This window comes from Azospirillum sp. P4_B5 (genome assembly GCF_056402275.1).
In genome coordinates, this window is record NZ_JBFUHT010000022.1 from 110,567 (window position 1) to 129,511 (window position 18,945).

The following is an 18,945-nucleotide window of genomic DNA, read 5'->3' on the forward strand; positions in this document are numbered from 1 at the left end:
GCGCCTTACGCCTTCACCGCCTCGGACTCGATGATGATCTGGATGTCGTCGCCGATGTTCGGCACGCCGTACTTCATGCCGAAGTCGGAGCGCTTGATCGTGCCGCGGGCGGAGAAGCCGACCGTCTCCTGCTTGCTGGCCGGGCTGACGCCGTCCTTGTTGAAGGTCACGTCGAGGACCACCGGCTTGGTGACGCCCAGCAGGGTGAGGTCGCCGTGCAGCTTGCCGGTCTTGTCGCCGGTCTTCTCGATCTTCGTGCTCTTGAAGGTCAGCTTCGGGAACTCCTTCACGTTGAAGAAGTCCGGCGACTTCAGGTGTTCGTCGCGCTTGGCGTGGTTGGTGTCGATGCTGGTGGTGTCGATGGTCACCGACAGGCTGCTCTTGTCCGCGGCGTCCTTGTCGAAGGACAGCTCACCGGCCACCGTGTTGAAGCTGCCGACTGCCTTGGAGAAGCCCAGATGGTCGACGATGAAGACAACGGCGGTGTGGGCCGGGTCGAGCTTGTAGGCGACCGGGGCGGCCTGGGCGCTCAGCGGCAGGGCGACGAGGGCGGACAGGGCGGCGGCGGCGAGAAGACGCTTCATGATTCGGAGTCCTTTGTCGGATGGAAGGGGATGACTGAGGTGGGTCAGTAGCCGGACACGTCGGAACCGGCGGAGAGAAGGAAGGCGACGCCCACGGCGGCGATGGCTGGCACCAGGGCGATGGCGGTCAGCGCCACGGTGCCCATGGCCCGTCCCGCGGCGGTGTGCGGCAGGGGCAGCCGGTCGCGCAGCCGGTCGGCGAAGAAGGCCGGCAGGACGAGCAGCAGGGCTTCGGCGTGGGCGGACGAGAAGAAGGTCAGGGTGGCGGCCAGCAGCACCAGGATGCCCAGCGCCGCCTGACCGGCGTTGCCCCAGGCGTGGCGCTCCACCGGCCAGTTCCACAGCAGCAGGCCGCCGGTGGCCGCGGCCAGCGCGAAGGCGAGCTGGGCAACGGAGGCGGAGGCGCCGACCAGCGCCACCCCGCCCACCGCCACCGCGGCGGCCAGCAGGGCGACGCCGGGCGTCGCCACCCCCTCGCCCTCGCCGGCGGTGCGGGTCAGGGCGATCCATCCGCCGGCCAGCAGCAGGACCGCGGCGGTGATGGTGTCCAGGCCGCCCGGCAGCACCGGCAGGGCGATCCACAGCAGGGACGCCGTCACCCAGGCGCCGAGCAGCAGCGTGCCGCGGCGGCGGTCGATCCCGGCGAGGTCGGCGCCGACGCCGATGACCAGACCGGCCACCGCGCTCCAGAACAGGCGGCCCATGCTGGAGGGCGGGGGCAGGGCGGGCAGGCCGACGATCAGCGCGTAGGCCGCCAGGAAGGCGGCGGCAACACCCGCTGCCGCCAACCGGGGACCCCGCGTGCGTCCGCCGGCGAGACGGACCACACCGACGGCGGCGACGCCGACCACCAGGGGAAACAGGGCGGTCTGCACCACAAGATCATCGAGCAGAGCCATCGTCGGAACACTCCAAGCCGCAGGAAACGGGACGCGGGGCGGAGCCTGCCGGGATGGAACGGTCAGGCCAGCGCTTCGCGGCGCGGCTGGAGAGTGCCGTCACGGCCCGCCAACGCCTGTGCGAAAACGCACATCGCGAACGCGGTGTAACCGGGTTTTCGAGCGTGAGCGACGCTCTTGGAGCGGAACGTCCGTTCAGCTTGCGCGTGCCGTACGTGTCGGGTTGGAGGATGGGCACTACGATGCAAAGGTCGAGGCTGCTCCCCGAGTAGCTACTTGCGTGTGTCAGTCCAGCGCCAGGAGTGGACATCAGGTGGGCTGCCCGGATGGTCATGAAAAGGGTACAACGCGATAACCCTATTCAAGATAAGCAGACATCATCTGGAAGAAATAATGAATGTTGGCCGCAGCCCGTATGATGTACTCACTTTTGAAATTAGGCATTTGATGCCGAGGGCTTGTTGTCACTGCGGGCGTCCAATAGAATAATGTCCTGATTGCCTTCTAGATTAAGACGCTTCAGGATATCCCTGACCCGTCTAAGCTGATTATAGTTGAAATAGATGATGGCCTTGATGCCGCGCTCTGCATCCGCTGCTGCCTGATATACCTCAACCTGCTTTTGAAGATTGGTCTCAAGTTTACTGTTCTTGGCAAGTTTCATCTCGACCAAAGTCTTGTGTCGGCCTCGGGATACCTTAAAGTCAACTGGTCCTCGGCCGTCATTGGCCTCTGGACCGATATCCGAGCGGGTGCCGAACCACACCAAACGGAAAAGTATTTGGATGTCCTTTTCCCGCTCAACTGGCTTGCCATCTTTGTCGTAGAAAATGCGCCAGCACCCTTGGTCCTCAATAGCATGCTTGAGGTAAGCAAGGCGAGTATGAGCCTCAGCATAGGTGCCGCCGGCAATCTCATAAAATCCAGTCTGCTCGAGCTGCGGCTGTAGAATTTCCCGCATACGCTGAGAGAAGAACATTTCAGTCAGCAGCACTTTTTCAGCGCTCACATCCGCAGCTTCGTCGCCGTTCATTTCCTTAAGTCTAATGTAGTAGTCAATAAGCTCAGGAAAATTCCGAATGGTTTCTGCAGCAGCCCCATGGCGATCCTTCGCTGTAGGTGATTTTTTTGGCTTAACGCGGCGGCTAAGCGCCAAATGGAAGTAATTGGCGACGGATGCCCGTAGCTGTGCACTAGGTATGGCTGCCGGAATTTGATCAAACCCGGTTATCATATCGCTCCGATTAATCCATGTATCGTCACGAGTGAGCATGTCTTTGGGCGTAAGGATGATAAAGTCACCTTCGTACCAGGGCAATCGATATGTGCGCCGCTGCCAACTTTCGGTTTCGTAGTTGAAAATTGCGCGCGCTATAGAAACTTCACGTACTTGACTGTCAGAAAGGTGCTCGCAAGCAAATTTCTCAGTATACTGGCACAAGAAATTTTGAATGAGGTTTGTCACAAAGTCGCTGATATTGTCTTTGCCGACGCCGTCGGCAATGAGGCAGACCTTTTCCAGATGGCTGCTTTCAGTGATGCTCTCGCCACCGAAATTACTGAAAACCTTCCCAAGGTTGCTGTGCAACTCTCGAGCAAAATCGATGCCCAGGCCACTTCCACCATTGCCCACGAGGGAAAATCCAAGCCAGTTCTGCTTGACTTCTGGAAAGCAATACCAGTTTCGCAGTTGGCCCTCGCTTACAGGCCCGTTTGCTGCGTGGTCACGAAGAAACACCAAGTAGTCGATAATTTGTCGGTGCAATACTTGGTATTCTTCTTTTTCGCTGTGAAAGAGCAAGAATGGATCAATGAACAGAGGTAAGTCATTTATGATCGAAATGTCAAAGGCACCATAAGATTCCAAGAGGTCTGGCTCAATGCCAAATGTGTCGCTGAAGAACGTTCCCATCGCGCCCTCTGCCAATGATATAAGTAACCGCAATAGGATAGCCCGCCAACGCCCAGGTAGCAAGTCATCCCATCTACTGCGACCCTAAGTCAATGTATGCGCCGAACAATGCCCGTAAGCTTGTAGACGGGTCCGCTTCGAGTCAGATTCGGACGCTCGAGAGCGCTCCGAAAGCGACAGTTGAACTGATGGGTCTCCGCGTCAGAGCGGGCGCGGACGCGCCTCCACACTCCGGCGACTTCGCCCTTGCCCCTTCCGCGCCGCAGGTTCGGCATCGGTCGGCGGCGAGCGCCGTCCGTCGAGGCGTCAATATGGACCGGCGCCGTCACGCAAGGGGGCCGCGCCCTTGGCGTCCTCCCCCTCCGGGATTGGGAGGAGGCGTCAGAAGCCGTGGAAGCGGGTGAAGTCGGCGACCGGGGCGCGCTCGGTCTCCAGGCGGTTCTCCGGTGCGTCGGGGTCGGCGTGGCCCAGCGCCATGCCGCTCAGCAGGATGTCGGTGTCCGGGATGGCAAGGTGGCGGCGGACGATGCGGTGATGGGTGATGAAGGCGGCCTGCGGGCAGGTGTCCAGCCCGAGGCCCCGCGCCGCCACCATCACATTCTCCATGAACATGCCGACGTCGAGCCAGCTTCCCTGCTCCATCCGCCGGTCCATGGTGAAGAACAGCCCGATCGGGGCGCCGAAGAAGTCGTAGTTGCGGGCGTGCTGCTCCGCCATCGCCGCGCGGTCGCCCTTGGCGATGCCGAGCAGGCCGTAGAGGTCCCAGCCGATCTTGCGGCGCCGCCCCAGATAGGGCTCGAACCACTGGGTCGGGTAGTAGGTGTATTCCGCCCCGTCCTGGGCGTCCGCCGGGTCGAAATGGGCGGCGCGCAGCTCGGTCGACAGCGCCTCGCGCGCCGCGCCGGCCACCACATGGACTTTCCAGGGTTGGATGTTGGAGCCGCTGGGCGCCCGGCTAGCGGCGTCGAGGATCTCCTCCACCACGGCGCGCGGCACCGGCTCGGCGGTGAAGGCGCGGACGCTGCGGCGGCTGCGCACGGCGTCCAGGGCGGACAGGGGGCGGGAGGAGGGGGCTTCGGACGCCATGGGCGCGCTCCACGGTGGACGGTGTCGTGCGAACCCTGTCCGGGGAACGGCGGCCCTCTCAGATAAGGAGACGGGCGGTCAGGCTGGCAGCAGGCGCTGCACCGCGTCAAGGAGCTGGTCTTCTTCGAACGGCTTTTCCAGGAAGGCGGTCACGCCGGCCTCCCGCGCGCGGGCGAAGGTGGCGGGATCGCCGCGCCCCGACACCATGATGACGGGCAGGCCGTGCAGATTCGCCCCAAAGCGCTCGATGAACTCCAGCCCGCTCATCACCGGCAGGTGCAGGTCGAGAACGAGGCAGCCCGACGGCTTGCCGTTGTACTGATCCATGAAACTCTGACACGACGCGTAGTCGCGCACTTCGAAGGCACAGGCTTCGAGCAGCGCCTTCATCGAGTCCCGCACCGGCTCGTCGTCGTCGACGATGTAGACGATGCTATCGCCCGGTTCGGCCAAGACTGCCTCCAGCATCGGAAATCACCCGGAATGACGCCCGTTCGTGGGGCGTTACAGGGAAGATAGAAGCCGACCGGCGGTGCCGGAATACGGAGTTCCCCTTATCGGGCGTGGTTTTGATGTGGATCAGTCGCCGCCGGGGCCGACCGGCGGCCCGAATCACTCCCCTTTGGGGGTGATCCCGGCGGCCAGAGCCATGCGGACGAGCGAGGGCAGGCTGTCGGCGCGCATCTTCTCCATCACGCGGGCGCGGTGGATCTCCACGGTGCGCGGGCTGATCGACAACTCGAAGGCGATAACCTTGTTCGACTTGCCTTCGACCAGCCATTGCAGCACGTCGCGCTCCCGCGGCGTCAGGCTGGACAGCCGCTCCAGCACCTCCGGTGACGCGGCGGGAGCGGCCGGAGCGGGGACCGGCGCCTGGGTGGCCGGCGCTGCCACGGGCGGAACGGCGCGGGCCAGGGCGGCCTTCACGCTGCCGATCAGGGCTTGCTCGTCGAAGGGCTTCTCGACGAAATCGACGGCGCCGGCCTTCATGGCCCGCACCGCCAGGGGCACGTCGGCGTGGCCGGTCATGACGATCACCGGCAGGCCGCGCCCCTCCTGCACCAGCCGCTCCTGCACGTCGAGCCCGCTCATCTGCGGCATCCGCACATCGACCAGCAGACAGCCGGGACGCGACGGCGCGTCCGATTCCAGGAAGGCGAGGGGCGACGCGAAGCCCTCGACCCGGAAGCCCTCGCATTCCAGCAGGATCACGACGGAATCGCGCACCGCCTCGTCGTCGTCCAGGACGAAGACCGTCATGTCCGACGGGGATAATTCGGGCGGCAATGGGGACTCAGGGCGCATCATCCTCTCCGGCAACCGGCACGGTGAAGGCAAAGGTGGCCCCTCCGCCCCCCGGTTCCAACCACAGGCGGCCGCCATGGGCCTCGATGATCGACCGGCAGATCGACAGGCCGAGCCCCATTCCCTTCTCCTTGGTCGTGACGAAAGGCTGGAAAAGCTGGGCCAGGACGGTCTCGTTCAGGCCGGGGCCGGTGTCGCGGACGGTGACGCGCATCAGCGCCGCGGACTCCGGGTCGGGGCCGGTGGCGACCGTCAATTCCCGAACCTCCGAGTCGGCCATGGCCTCGATGGCGTTGCGGACGAGGTTGAGGACGACCTGCTGGATCTGGATCTTGTCGATCAGCACGGGGCGCTCGTCGCCGCTCATCTCCAGCCGGACATGGACGCCGCGCTCCTTGGCGCCGACCAGAGCGAGGGCGCTGGCCTCCTCCACCACCTTGCCGATGCTCTCCACGGTGTGCTCGGTTTGGCCCTTCTCGATGAAGTTGCGCAGGCGGCGGATGATCTGGCCGGCGCGGGCCGCCTGGGCGGTGGCCTTGTCCATCGTCTCCCGCGCCTTGTCCGCCCCGTCCGGACGGTCGAGCAGGCGCTTCACCGCCTTGGCGTAGTTGATGACGGCGGTCAGCGGCTGGTTCAGCTCGTGCGCCAGGGTGGAGGCCATCTGGCCCATGGCGCTGACCCGGCTGACGTGGAGAAGCTCCGCCTGAAGCTCCTGAAGCCGTTTCTCGGTGGCCTGCCGCTCGGTCAGGTCGCGGATGAAGCCGGTGAAGCAGCGGTGCCCGGCCAACCGCACCTCGCCCACCGCCAGCTCCATGGGGAAGACCGAGCCGTCGCGGCGCAGGCCGGAGACCACCCGGCCGATGCCGATGATCCTGCGCTCGCCGGTGGTCAGGTAATGGTCCATGTAGCGGTCGTGCTGCTCCCGGTAGGGGGAGGGCATGAGCATGCTGACATTGCGCCCCGTCACCTCGGCGGCGCTGTAGCCGAACAGCCGCTCCGCCGCCGGGCTGAAGGACTCGATCAGCCCGCGCTCGCTGATGACGATGATCGCCTCGGGCACGGTCTCCAGGATGGAAGTGAGGCGGGCCTCGCGCTCGCGCAGGGCGGTTTCGGCCCGCTTGCGCTCGCTGATGTCGCGGATGATTCCGATGTAGACTCCGCCGCCGCCGACCTCCCGGCAGGCCTCGCCGACCGACAGCTCCATCGGAAAGGTCGTGCCGTCGCGGCGCAGGCCGGTGACCTCGCGCCCGATGCCGATGATCCGGCGCTCACCGGTCCGCTGGTAGCGTTCCAGATAGCCGTCATGCTCCTCCCGGTAGGGCGGCGGCATCAGCATCTTGACGTTGTGGCCGATGACCTCCGCCGCCGTCCAGCCGAACAGCCGCTCGCAGGCCGGGTTGAAGGTCTGGATGTGCCCTTCGGCATCGATGATGACGACCCCGTCCGGCACCGTGTCCAGCATGGCCTGAAAGCGCAGCATGAGGTCCGGGCTTCCCGTCCCGATATCGTCCGCCATCCCCGTCCCCAACTTCTCTTGTCCTTCAAACCTGTTCAGGGTCAAGAGTAGTTGAGTTGATTTCTCGGTCAATGGGTTTGGGGGGAGGATAAGGGGGCGCGGCGCCCCCTCACGCCGCCTGCTGGCCCTCCAGCGTGACGGCGCGGTCGTGCTGAAGCTGGGCCGCCACCTCCTCGGCGAGGCGGAAGGCCAGCGCCACGAGGTTGATGGTCGGGTGGTCGCAACCCATGCTGGGGAAGACCGAGCTGCCGCCGATGTACAGGTTGTGCATCCCGTGCACCTTGCAGCGCGCGTCGACCACGCCCTGCTTCGGGTCGTCGTGCATGCGGGTGGTGCCCATATGGTGCCAGCACCAGGAAATGCGCTCCGCCCAGGCGCGTTCGGCGGCCTCCTGCGGGTCCGGCTCGGTCACCGTGATCAGGCCGTTGCGGGTCAGCTCCGTCCGCACCAGCTCGTTGGTGCGCAGGAAGTTGTCGCGATCCTGCTCGGTCAGGCGCCACACCGTGTCGGCCCGGTTGAGGCCCAGCGCGTCGCGCTCCGCCGCCAGGGTCACGCGGCTGTCCGGGTTGGGCACCGGCTCCACGATGGTCTCCAGCAGGAAGCTGCGCGCCACCCAGGCCGGGTTGACCACATTGTCGAACAGCGCGTAGGCGAGGTTCGGCAGATTCAGCGCGATCTGCGGCACCGCCTCGCGCAGCAGGGCGCGCAGGTCGCCTTCAGCGTGGCCGAACTTGCGGCGGTCGGACATCAGCATGCGCAGGTCGTGCAGCGCGCGCACCCCGGCGGTCGCCTCGCCATGGTACTGCGCCACCAGATAGCTGCGGGAGTTCATCAGCCCCAGCCGCCGCTGCGTCTCCACCGTCGGCGACAGGGAGGCGGAGACCGGCAGATGCTTGGTGTTCAGCCGGCGGCGCGACAGGGTCAGCGTCATGTCGTAGAGGCGGCGGTGCCGCGCCTGATCGGTCAGGCGGACGGAGCCGGCCTTGATGCGCGGGTGGTCGGTGAAGTAGCGGCCGACCAGATCGTGGCCGTTGCCCAGCCCGGCGCTCTGCACCCGGTTGGACAGCAGCAGCAGGCGGGCGTTCTCGATGCCGCCGCAGCACAGGACGAACTGCCGCGCGGTGACCGTAAAGCGGGCGCCGCTGAGCGCGGCGCAGCGCACCCGCTCCACCACCGTGGCGGTGTCGTTGGTCTCGAACTCGGTGACGTTGGCGTTCAAGTAGCAGGCGATGTTCGCGGCCTGGACGATCTCGTCGACGGAGGTCACGCCGACGCGCGGCTGGTCGCTGATCTGGGCGACGCGGTTCTCCAGGGCGCCGCCCTCCACCGGCAGGAACTCGATCCCGTCCGGCGCCAGGGTCTTTTCCCAATGGCCGTTGTCATAGATGCGCGACGGCAGATTCAGGTGGCTGTGGGCGCGTGCGTAGTAGGGGGCCAGCATCTCCGGCCCAAAGGGCCAACCGCTGTTCGGCACCCAAGGCCGCGCCTCCATGTCGATCGGCTCGAAGGGCCGGCAGAAGCCGCCCCAGCAGTTGGTGCTGCCGCCGAAATAGCGGCTGCGCGCGGTGGACAGGCGCTCGTAGGGCAGGCCGAGATTCTCGCCGGCGTAGAGCGACTGGGTGTGGCCGTCGGGGTCGAGCCCGCCGCTCTCCAGAAGGACGATCTTCCAGCGCGAACCGGCCAACGCACGGGCTATGGCAAGCCCGGCGGCGCCGGCGCCGACGATGCAGAGGTCCGCGTCAAGGTTGGTGCCCGAGGACACCGAGCGAGCATCGAGGATCATGCTGCGCCTGCTTTTCTTTGGGGTTGAACGCACGGGACTCAGATAAATCTCAAGTTCCTGGTGCTGTTACTGAAATTGCGGGCTAGCCCGTCCAGAGGGATAGCCCCGGCACCGCTCCCATCGTCAGCATTCGCGCGGATTTCACCCGTTTTTCCAAAGGATTGACCGTCCCATCCCCGCACCCCTTCCGATGCGGAATCCGAAGGGGTAGCCCGGTCTTTTTCCGGATTAAAAATTCGGCGGAGTGCCCCCCAACGCCTGGAGCAGCGACACCGCGGCCAGCAGGCGGCTCTGCCGGACCGACAGGGCGCTTTCCTCGTCCGACAGGGCGGCGGTCTGGGCGGTCAGGACGCTGCTGTAGGGCAGGGTACCCGCCCGGTACTGGTTCAGGGTCAGCCGCTCCGCCTCGCGCGCCAGCCGCACCGCGTCGTCCTGCACGGCGGCCTGTTGCGCCAGGATGCGCTGGGCAGCGAGCTGGTCCTCCACCTCCTGGAAGGCGGTCAGCACGGTCTGGCGGTACTGCGCCACGCTCTGGTCGAAGACAGCGCGGCGCAGCTCCACCTCGGCCGTCCGCGTGCCACCGTCGAACAGGGTCTGGGCGACCTGTGCCCCGACCGCCCAGAGCGCCGTCGGCGCCTGGAGGAGCTTTGGCAGGATCGTCGCGCTGTTGGTGAGGGAACCGGACAGCACCACGTCCGGGTACCAAGCCGACTCCGCGATGCCGATCTGGGCGTTGGCCTGGGCCATCTGCCGCTCCGCCGCCGCGATGTCCGGCCGGCGCTCCAGCAGGGCTGAGGGCACGCCGGGCGGGATCGCCGGGACCGCGGCGGTCAGCGGTGCCGGGGCCAGCGCGAAGGCGGCGGGCGCCTGCCCGACCAGAACCGCCATGGCGTGCTCGAACTGGGCGCGCTGGACCCCGAGCGCCACGAGCTGCGACTCGGTCGAGCGGACCTGTGTCTCTGCCGTGAAGACGTCGGCCAGGGTCGCCGTGCCCACGGCGTGGCGGTTGCGGGCGATCTCCAGCGACTGGCGGTAGGCGGCGATGGCCCGCTCCAGCAGCGCCTTGCGTTCGTCCGCCACGCGGAACTGGACATAGGCGGTGGCCAGCTGAGCCTGCGCCGACAGGCGGGCGGCGGCGAGGTCGGCGGCGCTGGCCTGGAGGTTGGCGTCGTTGCTTTCCACCGAACGGCGGATGCGGCCCCACAGGTCCGGCGCCCAGCTCGCCCCCAGCCCGGCGTCGTAGGTGGTCACCGGGGTTCCGCTGCGGCTGATGGCGGTGCCGGAGGTGCTGCGGTTGCCCGACCCGACGGTTCCCACCCGGTCGGCCCCGCCGCTGACCGACAGGATCGGGAAGAAGGAGGAGCGGGCCTGATCCGACAGCGCCTTGGCCTGCCGGTAGGCGGCCTCCGCCACTTTCAGGCTCTGGTTGTCCACCTCCACCCGCCGCATCAGCCCGTCCAGCACCGGATCGTTGAAGATGGTCCACCAGGGTCCGACCTCCGCCTGTCCCGGCGCGGCGGTGCGCCAGCCGTCGTCGCGCGGGACAGGGGGCGGTGCGAAGGCCACGGGGGTGACGCCGCCTTCCTTGTAGGCAGATGGCACGGCGGCGGACGGCCGCTCGTAATCCGGTCCGACCGCGCAGGCCGACAGCAGGGTGAGGGTGCCGAGCGCCGTGCCCAGGAGACGGGCGCGCCGCCCGAAGATCGTCGTCATGTCAGGTTCATCCGTGCGTCGATCTAGAGCCATCGCTTAATAAAATCCCTCTCCCCTCCGGGGAGAGGGGAGGGTGAGGGGGCTGCATGGGCGCCAGCCCATGCCAGGGGATTGCCAAGGGGCAGCATGCCCCTTGGCGGTGCGCTCCAGGCGCACCGGCCCCCTCACCCTCCCCACCGCTGTCGCGGCGGGTCCCCTCCCTCTCCCCAGAGGGGAGAGGGCTACGATGGGCAAACGCGTCCATCATGCCGCGACACCCGCCTCGGGGCGCCGCCAGCGTCGGCGGCACCACAGCCGGAAGCGGTCGAGGTACAGGTAGGTGACCGGCGTCGTGTAGAGGGTCAGCATCTGGCTGACCACCAGACCGCCGACGATGGCAATGCCCAATGGCTGGCGCAGCTCGGCCCCGTCGCCGGAGCCCAGCGCCAGCGGCAGGGCGCCCAGCAGGGCGGCGACCGTGGTCATCATGATCGGACGGAAGCGCAGCAGGCAGGCGCGGTGGATCGCGGTGCGCGGGTCCAGCCCCTCGCTCCGTTCCGCCTCCAGGGCCACGTCGATCATCATGATCGCGTTCTTCTTGACGATGCCGATCAGCAAAATCACCCCGATCAGCGCGATGATGCTCAGCTCCTTGTCCAGCGCCATCAGCGCCATCAGAGCCCCCACCCCGGCGGAGGGCAGGGTGGACAGGATGGTCAGCGGGTGGATGTAGCTCTCGTAGAGCACGCCCAGCACGATGTAGACGGCCAGCAGCGCCGCCAGGATCAGCACCGGCTGGTCGCCGATGGACTGCTGGAACACCCGCGCGGTGCCCTGGAAGCTGCCCTGGATGGTCGTCGGCACGCCGATCCGGTCCATGGTGTGGCGGATCACGGCCAGCCCCTCGCCCAGCGAGATTCCGGGGGCGAGATTGAAGGAGAGGGTGGTGGCGACGAACGGCCCCTGGTGGTTCACCGACAGCGGCGTGTTCTCCAGCGCGACGCGGGCGATCGCCGAGAGCGGGATCATCGTCTCCACGCCGGTGCTGAGCGCCGATCCGGTGGAGGCGGCGGTGCGGCCGGTGGTGGCGATCTGGTTGATGCGCTGGTTGCGCGCGGCCTCGGTGTCGGCGGTGGCCGCCCCGGCGATGGCGCTCGTCGCCTGGGTGCCGCTGACCGCCCCGCCGGATTTGCTGATGAGGATGTCCTTCATCATTTCCGGGTCCTCGCGGTACCGGGGGGCGACCTCCATGATGACGCGGTACTGGTTCAGCGGGTTGTAGATGGTCGAGGCGGAGCGCTGGCCGAAGGCGTCGTAGAGCGTGTTGTTGATCTGGTTGAAGGACAGGCCCAGCCGCGCCGCGGCGTCGCGGTCCACCGTCACCTCCAGCGCCAGCCCGCGCTGCTGCTGGTCGGAGTTCACCTCCGTCAACTCCGGCACCTGCTGGAGGGCCTGGGTCAGGCGGGGCGCCCAGGTTTGCAACTCGTCCAGCGTGTCGCCCTGCAGCGTGAACTGGTAGTTGGCGTTGGACTGCCGCGCGCCCGCCCGCAAATCCTGCATGACCGACAGGTACAGGTTCGCGCCGGGCACCTGGGTGAGCTGGGTGCGCAGCCGGGCGATCACCGCGTCGGCGGTGACGTCGCGCTGCGCCAGCGGCTTCAGCGAGACGGCCATGAAGCCGCTGTTGGTCCGGCTGCCGCCGGTGTAGCCCACCACCGTGTCCACCGCCGGGTCGGCCTGCACCAGCGCCACGAAGCGCTCCATCTTCTCCTTCATCAGCGTGAAGGAGGTGCTCTGGTCCGCCACGACGAAGCCGATCAGCCGGCCGGTGTCCTGCTGCGGGAAGAAGCCCTTGGGGATGATCGTGAAGAGATGGACGGAGAGCGCGACGGTGGCCGCGAAGACCACCATGGTCAGCAGGCTGTTGTCGAGCGCCGCCGTCAGCGTGCGGTCGTAGAGGCGCAGCGTGCCCCCGCCGATTTGGGCGCCGATCCGCCCCCCGATCCGGCGCAAGCCACCCACGATGCGGCCCGGTTCCTTCGCCTTGCGCGGCTCACGCAGCAGGATGGCGCACATCATCGGCGTGGTGGTCAGGCTGATGACCATCGAGACCAGGATGGCGATGGACAGGGTCAGGGCGAACTCGCGGAACAGCCGCCCGACGATGCCGCCCATCAGCAGGATCGGGATGAAGACGGCGACCAGCGACAGGCTCATCGACAGGACGGTGAAGCCGACCTCCCGCGCGCCGCGCAGCGCGGCCTGGGTACGGGACATGCCGTTCTCGATGTGGCGGGCGATGTTCTCCAGAACGACGATGGCGTCGTCCACCACGAAGCCGGTGGCGATGGTCAGCGCCATCAGCGACAGGTTGTTCAGGCTGTAGCCCAGCAGATACATGGCGCCGAAGGTGGCGATCAGCGACACCGGCACCACGACGCTGGGGATCAGCGCCGCCCGCGCGTTGCGCAGGAACAGGAACACCACCATCACCACCAGCCCGACGGCGATGATCAGCGTGTGCTCCACCTCGGCCAGCGAGGCGCGGATGGTCGTGGTGCGGTCGCTGGAGACCGACAGGTCGATGTCGGCGGGGATGGAGGCGCGAAGCTCCGGCAGCATGGCCTTCACCCGGTCCACCGTCTCGATGATGTTGGCCGCCGGCTGGCGGTTCAGCATCAGCAGGACCGACGGCTTGCCGTTGGTGATTCCGGCGTTGCGCAGGTCCTCCACGCTGTCCGACACCTCGGCCACGTCGGACAGGCGGACGGCGGCCCCGTTGCGGTAGGCGATGACCAGCGACCGGTACTCCTCGGCCTTGCTGGCTTGGTCGTTGGTGTAGATCTGGAACCGCAGTTCCCCGTCCTCGACGGCGCCCTTGGGGGCGTTGGCGTTGGCCGAGGCGATGGCGGCCCGCACGTCCTCCAGCCCGATGCCGTACTGGAACAGGGCGCGCGGGTTCAGCTCCACCCGCACGGCGGGAAGCGAGCTGCCGCCGATGCTGACCTGCCCGATCCCCTCGACCTGCGACAGCTTCTGCTGGAGCACGGTCGCCGCGGAATCGTAGAGCTGCCCCTGGCTGAGCGTCGCCGAGGTCATGGTCAGGATCATGATCGGGGCGTCGGCGGGGTTGACCTTGCGGTAGGTCGGGTTGCTGCGCAGGCTGGACGGCAGGTCGGCGCGGGCGGCGTTGATGGCCGCCTGCACCTCGCGGCCCGCGGCGTCGATGTCGCGGTTCAGCCCGAACTGGAGCGTGATCCGCGTCGATCCGGCGGAGCTGGAGGAGGTCATCTCCGTCACGTCGGCGATCTGGGCGAGATGCCGTTCCAGCGGTGTGGCGACGCTGGCCGCCATCGTCTCCGGGCTGGCGCCGGGCATGGACGCGCTGACCGAGATGGTCGGGAAGTCCACCTGCGGCAGCGGCGACACCGGCAACCCCAGGAAGCCCAGCGCCCCGGCCAGCGCCAGCCCGAGCGTCAGCAGGGTCGTCGCCACCGGCCGCCGGATGAAGGGCGCCGACAGGTTGGCGGCCCAGCTCATCGCGCGGCCCCTTCCGTCTGCCCGTCGGGACGCCCGCGCAGCTTTGCGGCCAGCCGGTCGAAGGCCAGATAGATCACCGGCGTGGTGTAGAGGGTGAGAAGCTGGCTGAGGATCAGCCCGCCGACGATCGACACGCCCATCGGCTGGCGCAGCTCCGACCCCGTGCCGGTGCCGAGCATCAGCGGCAGGGCGCCGAGCAGCGCCGCCATGGTCGTCATCAGGATCGGCCGGAAGCGCAGCAGGCAGGCCTGATAGATGGCCTCGCGCGGGGGCTTGCCCTCCTCCCGCTCGGCGTCGAGGGCGAAGTCGATCATCATGATCGCGTTCTTCTTCACGATGCCGATCAGCAGGATGATGCCGATGATCGCGATGATGTCCAGGTCGTGCCCGGCCAGCATCAGCGCGATCAGCGCCCCGACCCCCGCCGAGGGCAGGGTGGAGAGGATCGTGATCGGGTGGATGTAGCTCTCGTAGAGGACGCCCAGCACGATGTACATCGTGACGATGGCGGCCAGGATCAGCAGGAGCTGGTTGCCCAGCGACGCCTGGAAGGCCAGGGCCGCGCCCTGGAAGCGGGTCAGCACGCTGGCCGGCAGGCCGAGTTCCTGCTCCGCCGCCTCGATGGCCTTGACCGCGGCGCCCAGCGAGACTCCCGGCGCCAGGTTGAAGGAGACGGTGACCGCCGGGAACTGCCCGAAATGGTTGATCTGGAGCGGCGCGTTGCGCACCTCCATCCGCGCGAAGGCGGCCAGCGGCACCTGCCCGCCGCCCGCCGAGGGCAAATGGATGGCGGTCAGCAGCTGGTCCACCGTCATGCGGTCGGGGTCGGCCTCCAGGATCACGCGGAACTGGTTGGCCTGGGTGAAGATGGTGGAGACGATGCGCTGGCCGAAGGAGTCGTACAGCGCGTTGTCGATGGCCGCCGTGGTGACGCCGTAGCGCGCGGCGGTGTCGCGGTCGATGGTGATGGCGGCCGACAGCCCCTTCTCCTGAAGGTTGCTGGTGACGTCGGTGATCTCCGGCACCGCGGCCAGCCGGTCCAGCAGCCTCGGCGCCCAGACGCGCAGCTCCTCGGGGTTCGCGTCCTCGAGGACGAACTGGTACTGGGTGCGGCTGACGGTGGCGTCGATGGTCAGGTCCTGCACCGGCTGCATGAACAGCTCGATTCCGGGGACGGCGGCGGTGTTGTGGCGGATGCGGCGGATGATGTCGGCCACAGGATCCGTCCGCTGCTCCTTCGGCCTCAGGTTGATGAGGAGGCGGCCGCTGTTCATGGTGGTGTTGGTGCCGTCCACCCCGATGAAGGAGGACAGGCTGACCACGTCGGGGTCCTTCAGCACCTCCACCGCCAGCGCCCGCTGCCGCTCCGCCATGGCGGCGTAGGAGACGGACTGGGTGGCCTCCGTCACGCCCTGGATCAGGCCGGTGTCCTGCGCCGGGAAGAACCCCTTGGGGATGGCGGTGTAGAGCACCACCGTCAGCGCCAGCGTGCCCACGGCGACCAGCAGCGTCGCCCCCTGGCGGTCCAGCACCCAGCGCAGCGTGCGGGCGTAGCCGGCGATCACCGCGTCGAACCACGCCTCGCTGCGGCGGGCGATGGCGGACATCTCGCGCGGCTCGCGGTGGCGCAGCAGCTTGGCGCAGAGCATCGGCACCAGAGTCAGCGAGACGACGGCGGAGATCAGGATGGTGACGGCCAGCGTGATGGCGAACTCGCGGAACAGCCGGCCGACCACGTCGCCCATGAACAGAAGCGGGATCAGCACCGCGATCAGCGAGACGGTCAGCGACACGATGGTGAAGCCGATCTGCTTCGACCCCTTCAGCGCGGCCTGAAGCGGCGGCTCGCCGCGCTCCACATGGCGGGCGATGTTCTCGATCATCACGATGGCGTCGTCCACGACGAAGCCGGTCGCGACGGTCAGCGCCATCAGCGACAGGTTGTTCAGGCTGAAACCCGCCAGATACATCACGGCGAAGGTGCCGACCAGTGACAGCGGCACCGACAGGCTGGGGATGATCGTGGCCGGGATGTTGCGCAGGAACAGGAAGATGACCAGGACGACCAGCCCCATGGCCACCATCATCTCCATCTGCACGTCCTCGACGGAGGCGCGGATGGTCACGGTGCGGTCGGTCAGCACGGCGACGTCGACCGAGCCGGGCAGGGCGGCGGTCAGGTTGGGCAGCATCTCCTTCACCCGGTCCACCACCTCGATCACGTTGGCGCCGGGCTGGCGCTGGATGTTCAGGAGGATGGCCGGCGTGTCGTTCATCCAGGCGCCCAGCCGGGTGTTCTCGGCGCTGTCCAGCACCTCGGCGACGTCGGACAGGCGGACCGGGGCGCCGCTGCGGTAGGCGACGACGAGGTCCTTGTACTCGTCGGCCCGGCGGAGCTGGTCGTTGGCGTTGATGGTGTAGTTGCGGGTCGGCCCGTCGATGGTGCCCTTGGGCGAGTTGACGTTGGCCGTGTTGATGGTGCTGCGCAGGTCGTCGATGTTCAGCCCGTAGGCGGCCAGCGCCTGGACGTTGGCGCGGATGCGCACCGCCGGCCGGTGCCCGCCGCTGAGGCTGACCAGACCGACACCGGGAAGCTGCGACAGCTTCTGCGCGAAGCGGCTGTCCGCCAAGTCCTGCACCTGGGTCAGCGGCAGCGTCTTCGACGTCAGGGCCAGCGTCAGGATCGGCGCGTCCGCCGGGTTGACCTTGGCGTAGATCGGCGGGGCGGGAAGGTCCGACGGCAGCAGGTTCCCGGCGGCGTTGATGGCCGCCTGCACCTCCTGCTCCGCGATGTCGATGCTCAGCTCCAGCCCGAACTGGAGCGTGATGACCGACGCCCCGGCGGCGCTGACCGAGGACATCTGCACCAGCCCCGGCATCTGGCCGAGCTGGCGCTCCAGCGGGGCGGTGACCGACGAGGTCATCACCTCCGGGCTGGCGCCGGGGAAGAAGGTCTGGACCTGGATCGTCGGGTATTCCACCGCCGGCAGCGCCGACAGCGGCAGGAAGCGGTAGGACACCGCCCCCACCAGCAGGATCGCCAGCATCAGCAGCGAGGTGGCGACCGGGCGGACGACGAAGGGGTGGGAGATGTTCATGGCGGCAGGCGCGCGTTACGACGCGTTGCGCTGGGGGCGGCGCTGCGGACGCGGTCCCTCGCTGGACGGTGTGGGGGCCGGCTGGGCCGAGCCGTCGGTCGCCGCCACCTTGGCGCCTTCGCGCAGCCGGTCGGCGCCCTGGATCACCACCGTCTCGCCGGGCTGCACGCCCTGGGTGATGACGGTCTTCGCCCCGTCGCTGGCGCCCAGCGTCACCGGACGGACCGAGGCCGTGCTGTCCGCGCCGTTCACCACATAGACATAGGTGCCGGGCGCCCCGCGCTGGACCGCCGCCACCGGGACCATCGGCACGCCGGCCAGCGTGTCCACCAGAAGTTGGACGTTGACGAACTGGTTGGGGAACAGCGACTGGTCGGCGTTGTCGAACTGGGCGCGCAGCTTGACCGTGCCGGTGGTCACGTCGATCTGGTTGTCCACCGTGGTCAGCGTGCCGGTCGCCAGCACACGGTCGCGCGTCCGGTCGTAGGCGGTGACCGGAAGCTTCGCCCCGTCGCGCAGCCGCGCCATGATCGCCGGGATGTTGTCCTCGGGCAGGGTGAACAGGACGGAGATCGGCTGCACCTGGGTGATGACGACGATGCCGCCGGCCTCGCCCGCCGTGACGTAGTTGCCGGAATCGACCAGCCGCAGCCCGGCGCGGCCAGAGACGGGGGCGGTGATGCGGGTGTAGGACAGGTTCAGCTTGGCGTTCTCCACCGCCACCTGATCGGCCTTCACCGTGCCTTCATACTGCTGGACCAGCGATTCCTGGGTGTCGCGCTGCTGCTTGGCGATGGAGTCCTGTTTGACCAGCAGGCGGTAGCGCTCCAGGTCCAGCCGGGCGTTCTTCAGCAACGCCTGATCGCGCAGAAGCTGGGCCTCCGCCTGTTCGACGGCGAGTTGGAAGGGCCGCGGGTCGACCTCCGCCAGGAAGTCGCCCTTCTGGACGGCCTGCCCTTCGGTGAAGGCGACCTGGGTGAGCTGGCCGCCGACCTGCGGGCGCACCGTGACGGTGGCGAGCGACGACACGGTGCCCAGCCCGTTCAGCCGGATCGGCATGTCGCCCTTCTCGACCGTTGCGGTGACCACCGGCGCGGCGGTCGGCATGCCGGGCCGGAAGCCGCCGGGACCACCGCGCGCCGCCATCTCCGGCGCCGGGCGGAAGGCGAACCACCACACCCCGCCGCCGATCAGCGACAGCACCACCAGCCACGCCAGCACCCGGCCCAGGATCGAGCGCCGCCGTGGCGCGTCGGTCCGCTGGGCGTCGGAAACCGACTGGTCCCGGCGGGCCTCCGGCACTGCCGTGGCGTGGCTGTCCGGCCCCTGCGCGGGCGGCGGTTTGAGAGGCGTGTCCAAATCCATCGGGTCCTTCATCGCCTGCGGGCGTCGTCCGGAAAGTCGCGTCGGGAGGGCGGCCGGCGGCCCGGCCCCGATCCCGGCGGGACGCTATCACGGCGTCGCGCGCAGAATATGTCCAGAAGGGATTAGATTTGTAACGCTCGGTAACAGCGTCGAGGGGATGTTTGA

12 protein-coding genes are annotated in these 18,945 nt (G+C 67.7%); all 12 read right to left on the reverse strand.

Going from position 1 to position 18,945, the window contains the following annotated elements; all coding sequences use genetic code 11:
* Positions 1-5: 5 nt before the first annotated feature.
* On the reverse strand, positions 6-584 hold the full coding sequence (locus AC1DVI_RS18415; RefSeq protein WP_476959195.1) for a YceI family protein: 579 nt from the start codon (positions 582-584) through the stop codon (positions 6-8).
* A 44-nt stretch (positions 585-628) separates the two neighbouring features.
* Positions 629-1,483, reverse strand: coding sequence for a hypothetical protein (locus tag AC1DVI_RS18420; RefSeq protein ID WP_476959196.1), 855 nt, complete (start codon positions 1,481-1,483; stop codon positions 629-631).
* A gap of 436 nt (positions 1,484-1,919) precedes the next feature.
* Entirely contained in the window at positions 1,920-3,395 is a 1,476-nt protein-coding gene (locus tag AC1DVI_RS18425; protein WP_476959197.1) for a hypothetical protein, read from the reverse strand.
* Between the two features lie 381 nt (positions 3,396-3,776).
* On the reverse strand, positions 3,777-4,481 hold the full coding sequence (locus AC1DVI_RS18430) for a nitroreductase (RefSeq protein WP_476959198.1): 705 nt from the start codon (positions 4,479-4,481) through the stop codon (positions 3,777-3,779).
* 78 nt (positions 4,482-4,559) lie between these two features.
* Positions 4,560-4,934 (reverse strand): response regulator transcription factor, encoded by a 375-nt coding sequence (locus AC1DVI_RS18435; protein ID WP_051141058.1) that lies wholly within the window; start codon positions 4,932-4,934, stop codon positions 4,560-4,562.
* A 159-nt stretch (positions 4,935-5,093) separates the two neighbouring features.
* A complete protein-coding gene (locus AC1DVI_RS18440; protein ID WP_476959199.1) occupies positions 5,094-5,741 on the reverse strand; it encodes a response regulator transcription factor in 648 nt (215 codons plus the stop codon).
* Between the two features lie 34 nt (positions 5,742-5,775).
* Complete coding sequence (locus AC1DVI_RS18445; RefSeq protein WP_476959200.1) at positions 5,776-7,266, reverse strand: PAS domain-containing sensor histidine kinase; 1,491 nt, start codon at positions 7,264-7,266, stop codon at positions 5,776-5,778.
* Positions 7,267-7,411: 145 nt separating this feature from the next.
* Positions 7,412-9,085: an FAD-dependent oxidoreductase gene (locus AC1DVI_RS18450; protein WP_476959201.1), complete on the reverse strand. Its 1,674-nt coding sequence runs from the start codon at positions 9,083-9,085 to the stop codon at positions 7,412-7,414.
* 228 nt (positions 9,086-9,313) lie between these two features.
* Positions 9,314-10,798 (reverse strand): efflux transporter outer membrane subunit, encoded by a 1,485-nt coding sequence (locus AC1DVI_RS18455; protein WP_476959202.1) that lies wholly within the window; start codon positions 10,796-10,798, stop codon positions 9,314-9,316.
* 243 nt (positions 10,799-11,041) lie between these two features.
* Positions 11,042-14,317, reverse strand: a complete 3,276-nt coding sequence (locus AC1DVI_RS18460; RefSeq protein ID WP_476959203.1) for an efflux RND transporter permease subunit — start codon at positions 14,315-14,317, stop codon at positions 11,042-11,044.
* Entirely contained in the window at positions 14,314-17,415 is a 3,102-nt protein-coding gene (locus AC1DVI_RS18465) for an MdtB/MuxB family multidrug efflux RND transporter permease subunit (protein WP_476959204.1), read from the reverse strand. The genes AC1DVI_RS18460 and AC1DVI_RS18465 overlap by 4 nt, the downstream gene beginning before the upstream one ends.
* Positions 17,416-17,430: 15 nt before the next feature.
* The gene (locus AC1DVI_RS18470; RefSeq protein WP_476959205.1) at positions 17,431-18,780 is read right to left on the reverse strand and encodes an MdtA/MuxA family multidrug efflux RND transporter periplasmic adaptor subunit; all 1,350 of its coding nucleotides are present in this window, start codon (positions 18,778-18,780) and stop codon (positions 17,431-17,433) included.
* Positions 18,781-18,945 lie beyond the last annotated feature (165 nt).

Coding starts and splice junctions, on each gene's coding strand:
- AC1DVI_RS18415 (WP_476959195.1), bottom strand. CDS start 584: ATGAAGCGTCTTCTCGCCGCCGCCGCCCTGTCCGCCCTCGTCGCCCTG.
- AC1DVI_RS18450 (WP_476959201.1), bottom strand. CDS start 9,085: ATGATCCTCGATGCTCGCTCGGTGTCCTCGGGCACCAACCTTGACGCG.
- AC1DVI_RS18460 (WP_476959203.1), bottom strand. CDS start 14,317: ATGAGCTGGGCCGCCAACCTGTCGGCGCCCTTCATCCGGCGGCCGGTG.
- AC1DVI_RS18420 (WP_476959196.1), bottom strand. CDS start 1,483: ATGGCTCTGCTCGATGATCTTGTGGTGCAGACCGCCCTGTTTCCCCTG.
- AC1DVI_RS18440 (WP_476959199.1), bottom strand. CDS start 5,741: ATGACGGTCTTCGTCCTGGACGACGACGAGGCGGTGCGCGATTCCGTC.
- AC1DVI_RS18465 (WP_476959204.1), bottom strand. CDS start 17,415: ATGAACATCTCCCACCCCTTCGTCGTCCGCCCGGTCGCCACCTCGCTG.
- AC1DVI_RS18445 (WP_476959200.1), bottom strand. CDS start 7,266: ATGCTGCGCTTTCAGGCCATGCTGGACACGGTGCCGGACGGGGTCGTC.
- AC1DVI_RS18425 (WP_476959197.1), bottom strand. CDS start 3,395: ATGGGAACGTTCTTCAGCGACACATTTGGCATTGAGCCAGACCTCTTG.
- AC1DVI_RS18455 (WP_476959202.1), bottom strand. CDS start 10,798: ATGACGACGATCTTCGGGCGGCGCGCCCGTCTCCTGGGCACGGCGCTC.
- AC1DVI_RS18430 (WP_476959198.1), bottom strand. CDS start 4,481: ATGGCGTCCGAAGCCCCCTCCTCCCGCCCCCTGTCCGCCCTGGACGCC.
- AC1DVI_RS18470 (WP_476959205.1), bottom strand. CDS start 18,780: ATGGATTTGGACACGCCTCTCAAACCGCCGCCCGCGCAGGGGCCGGAC.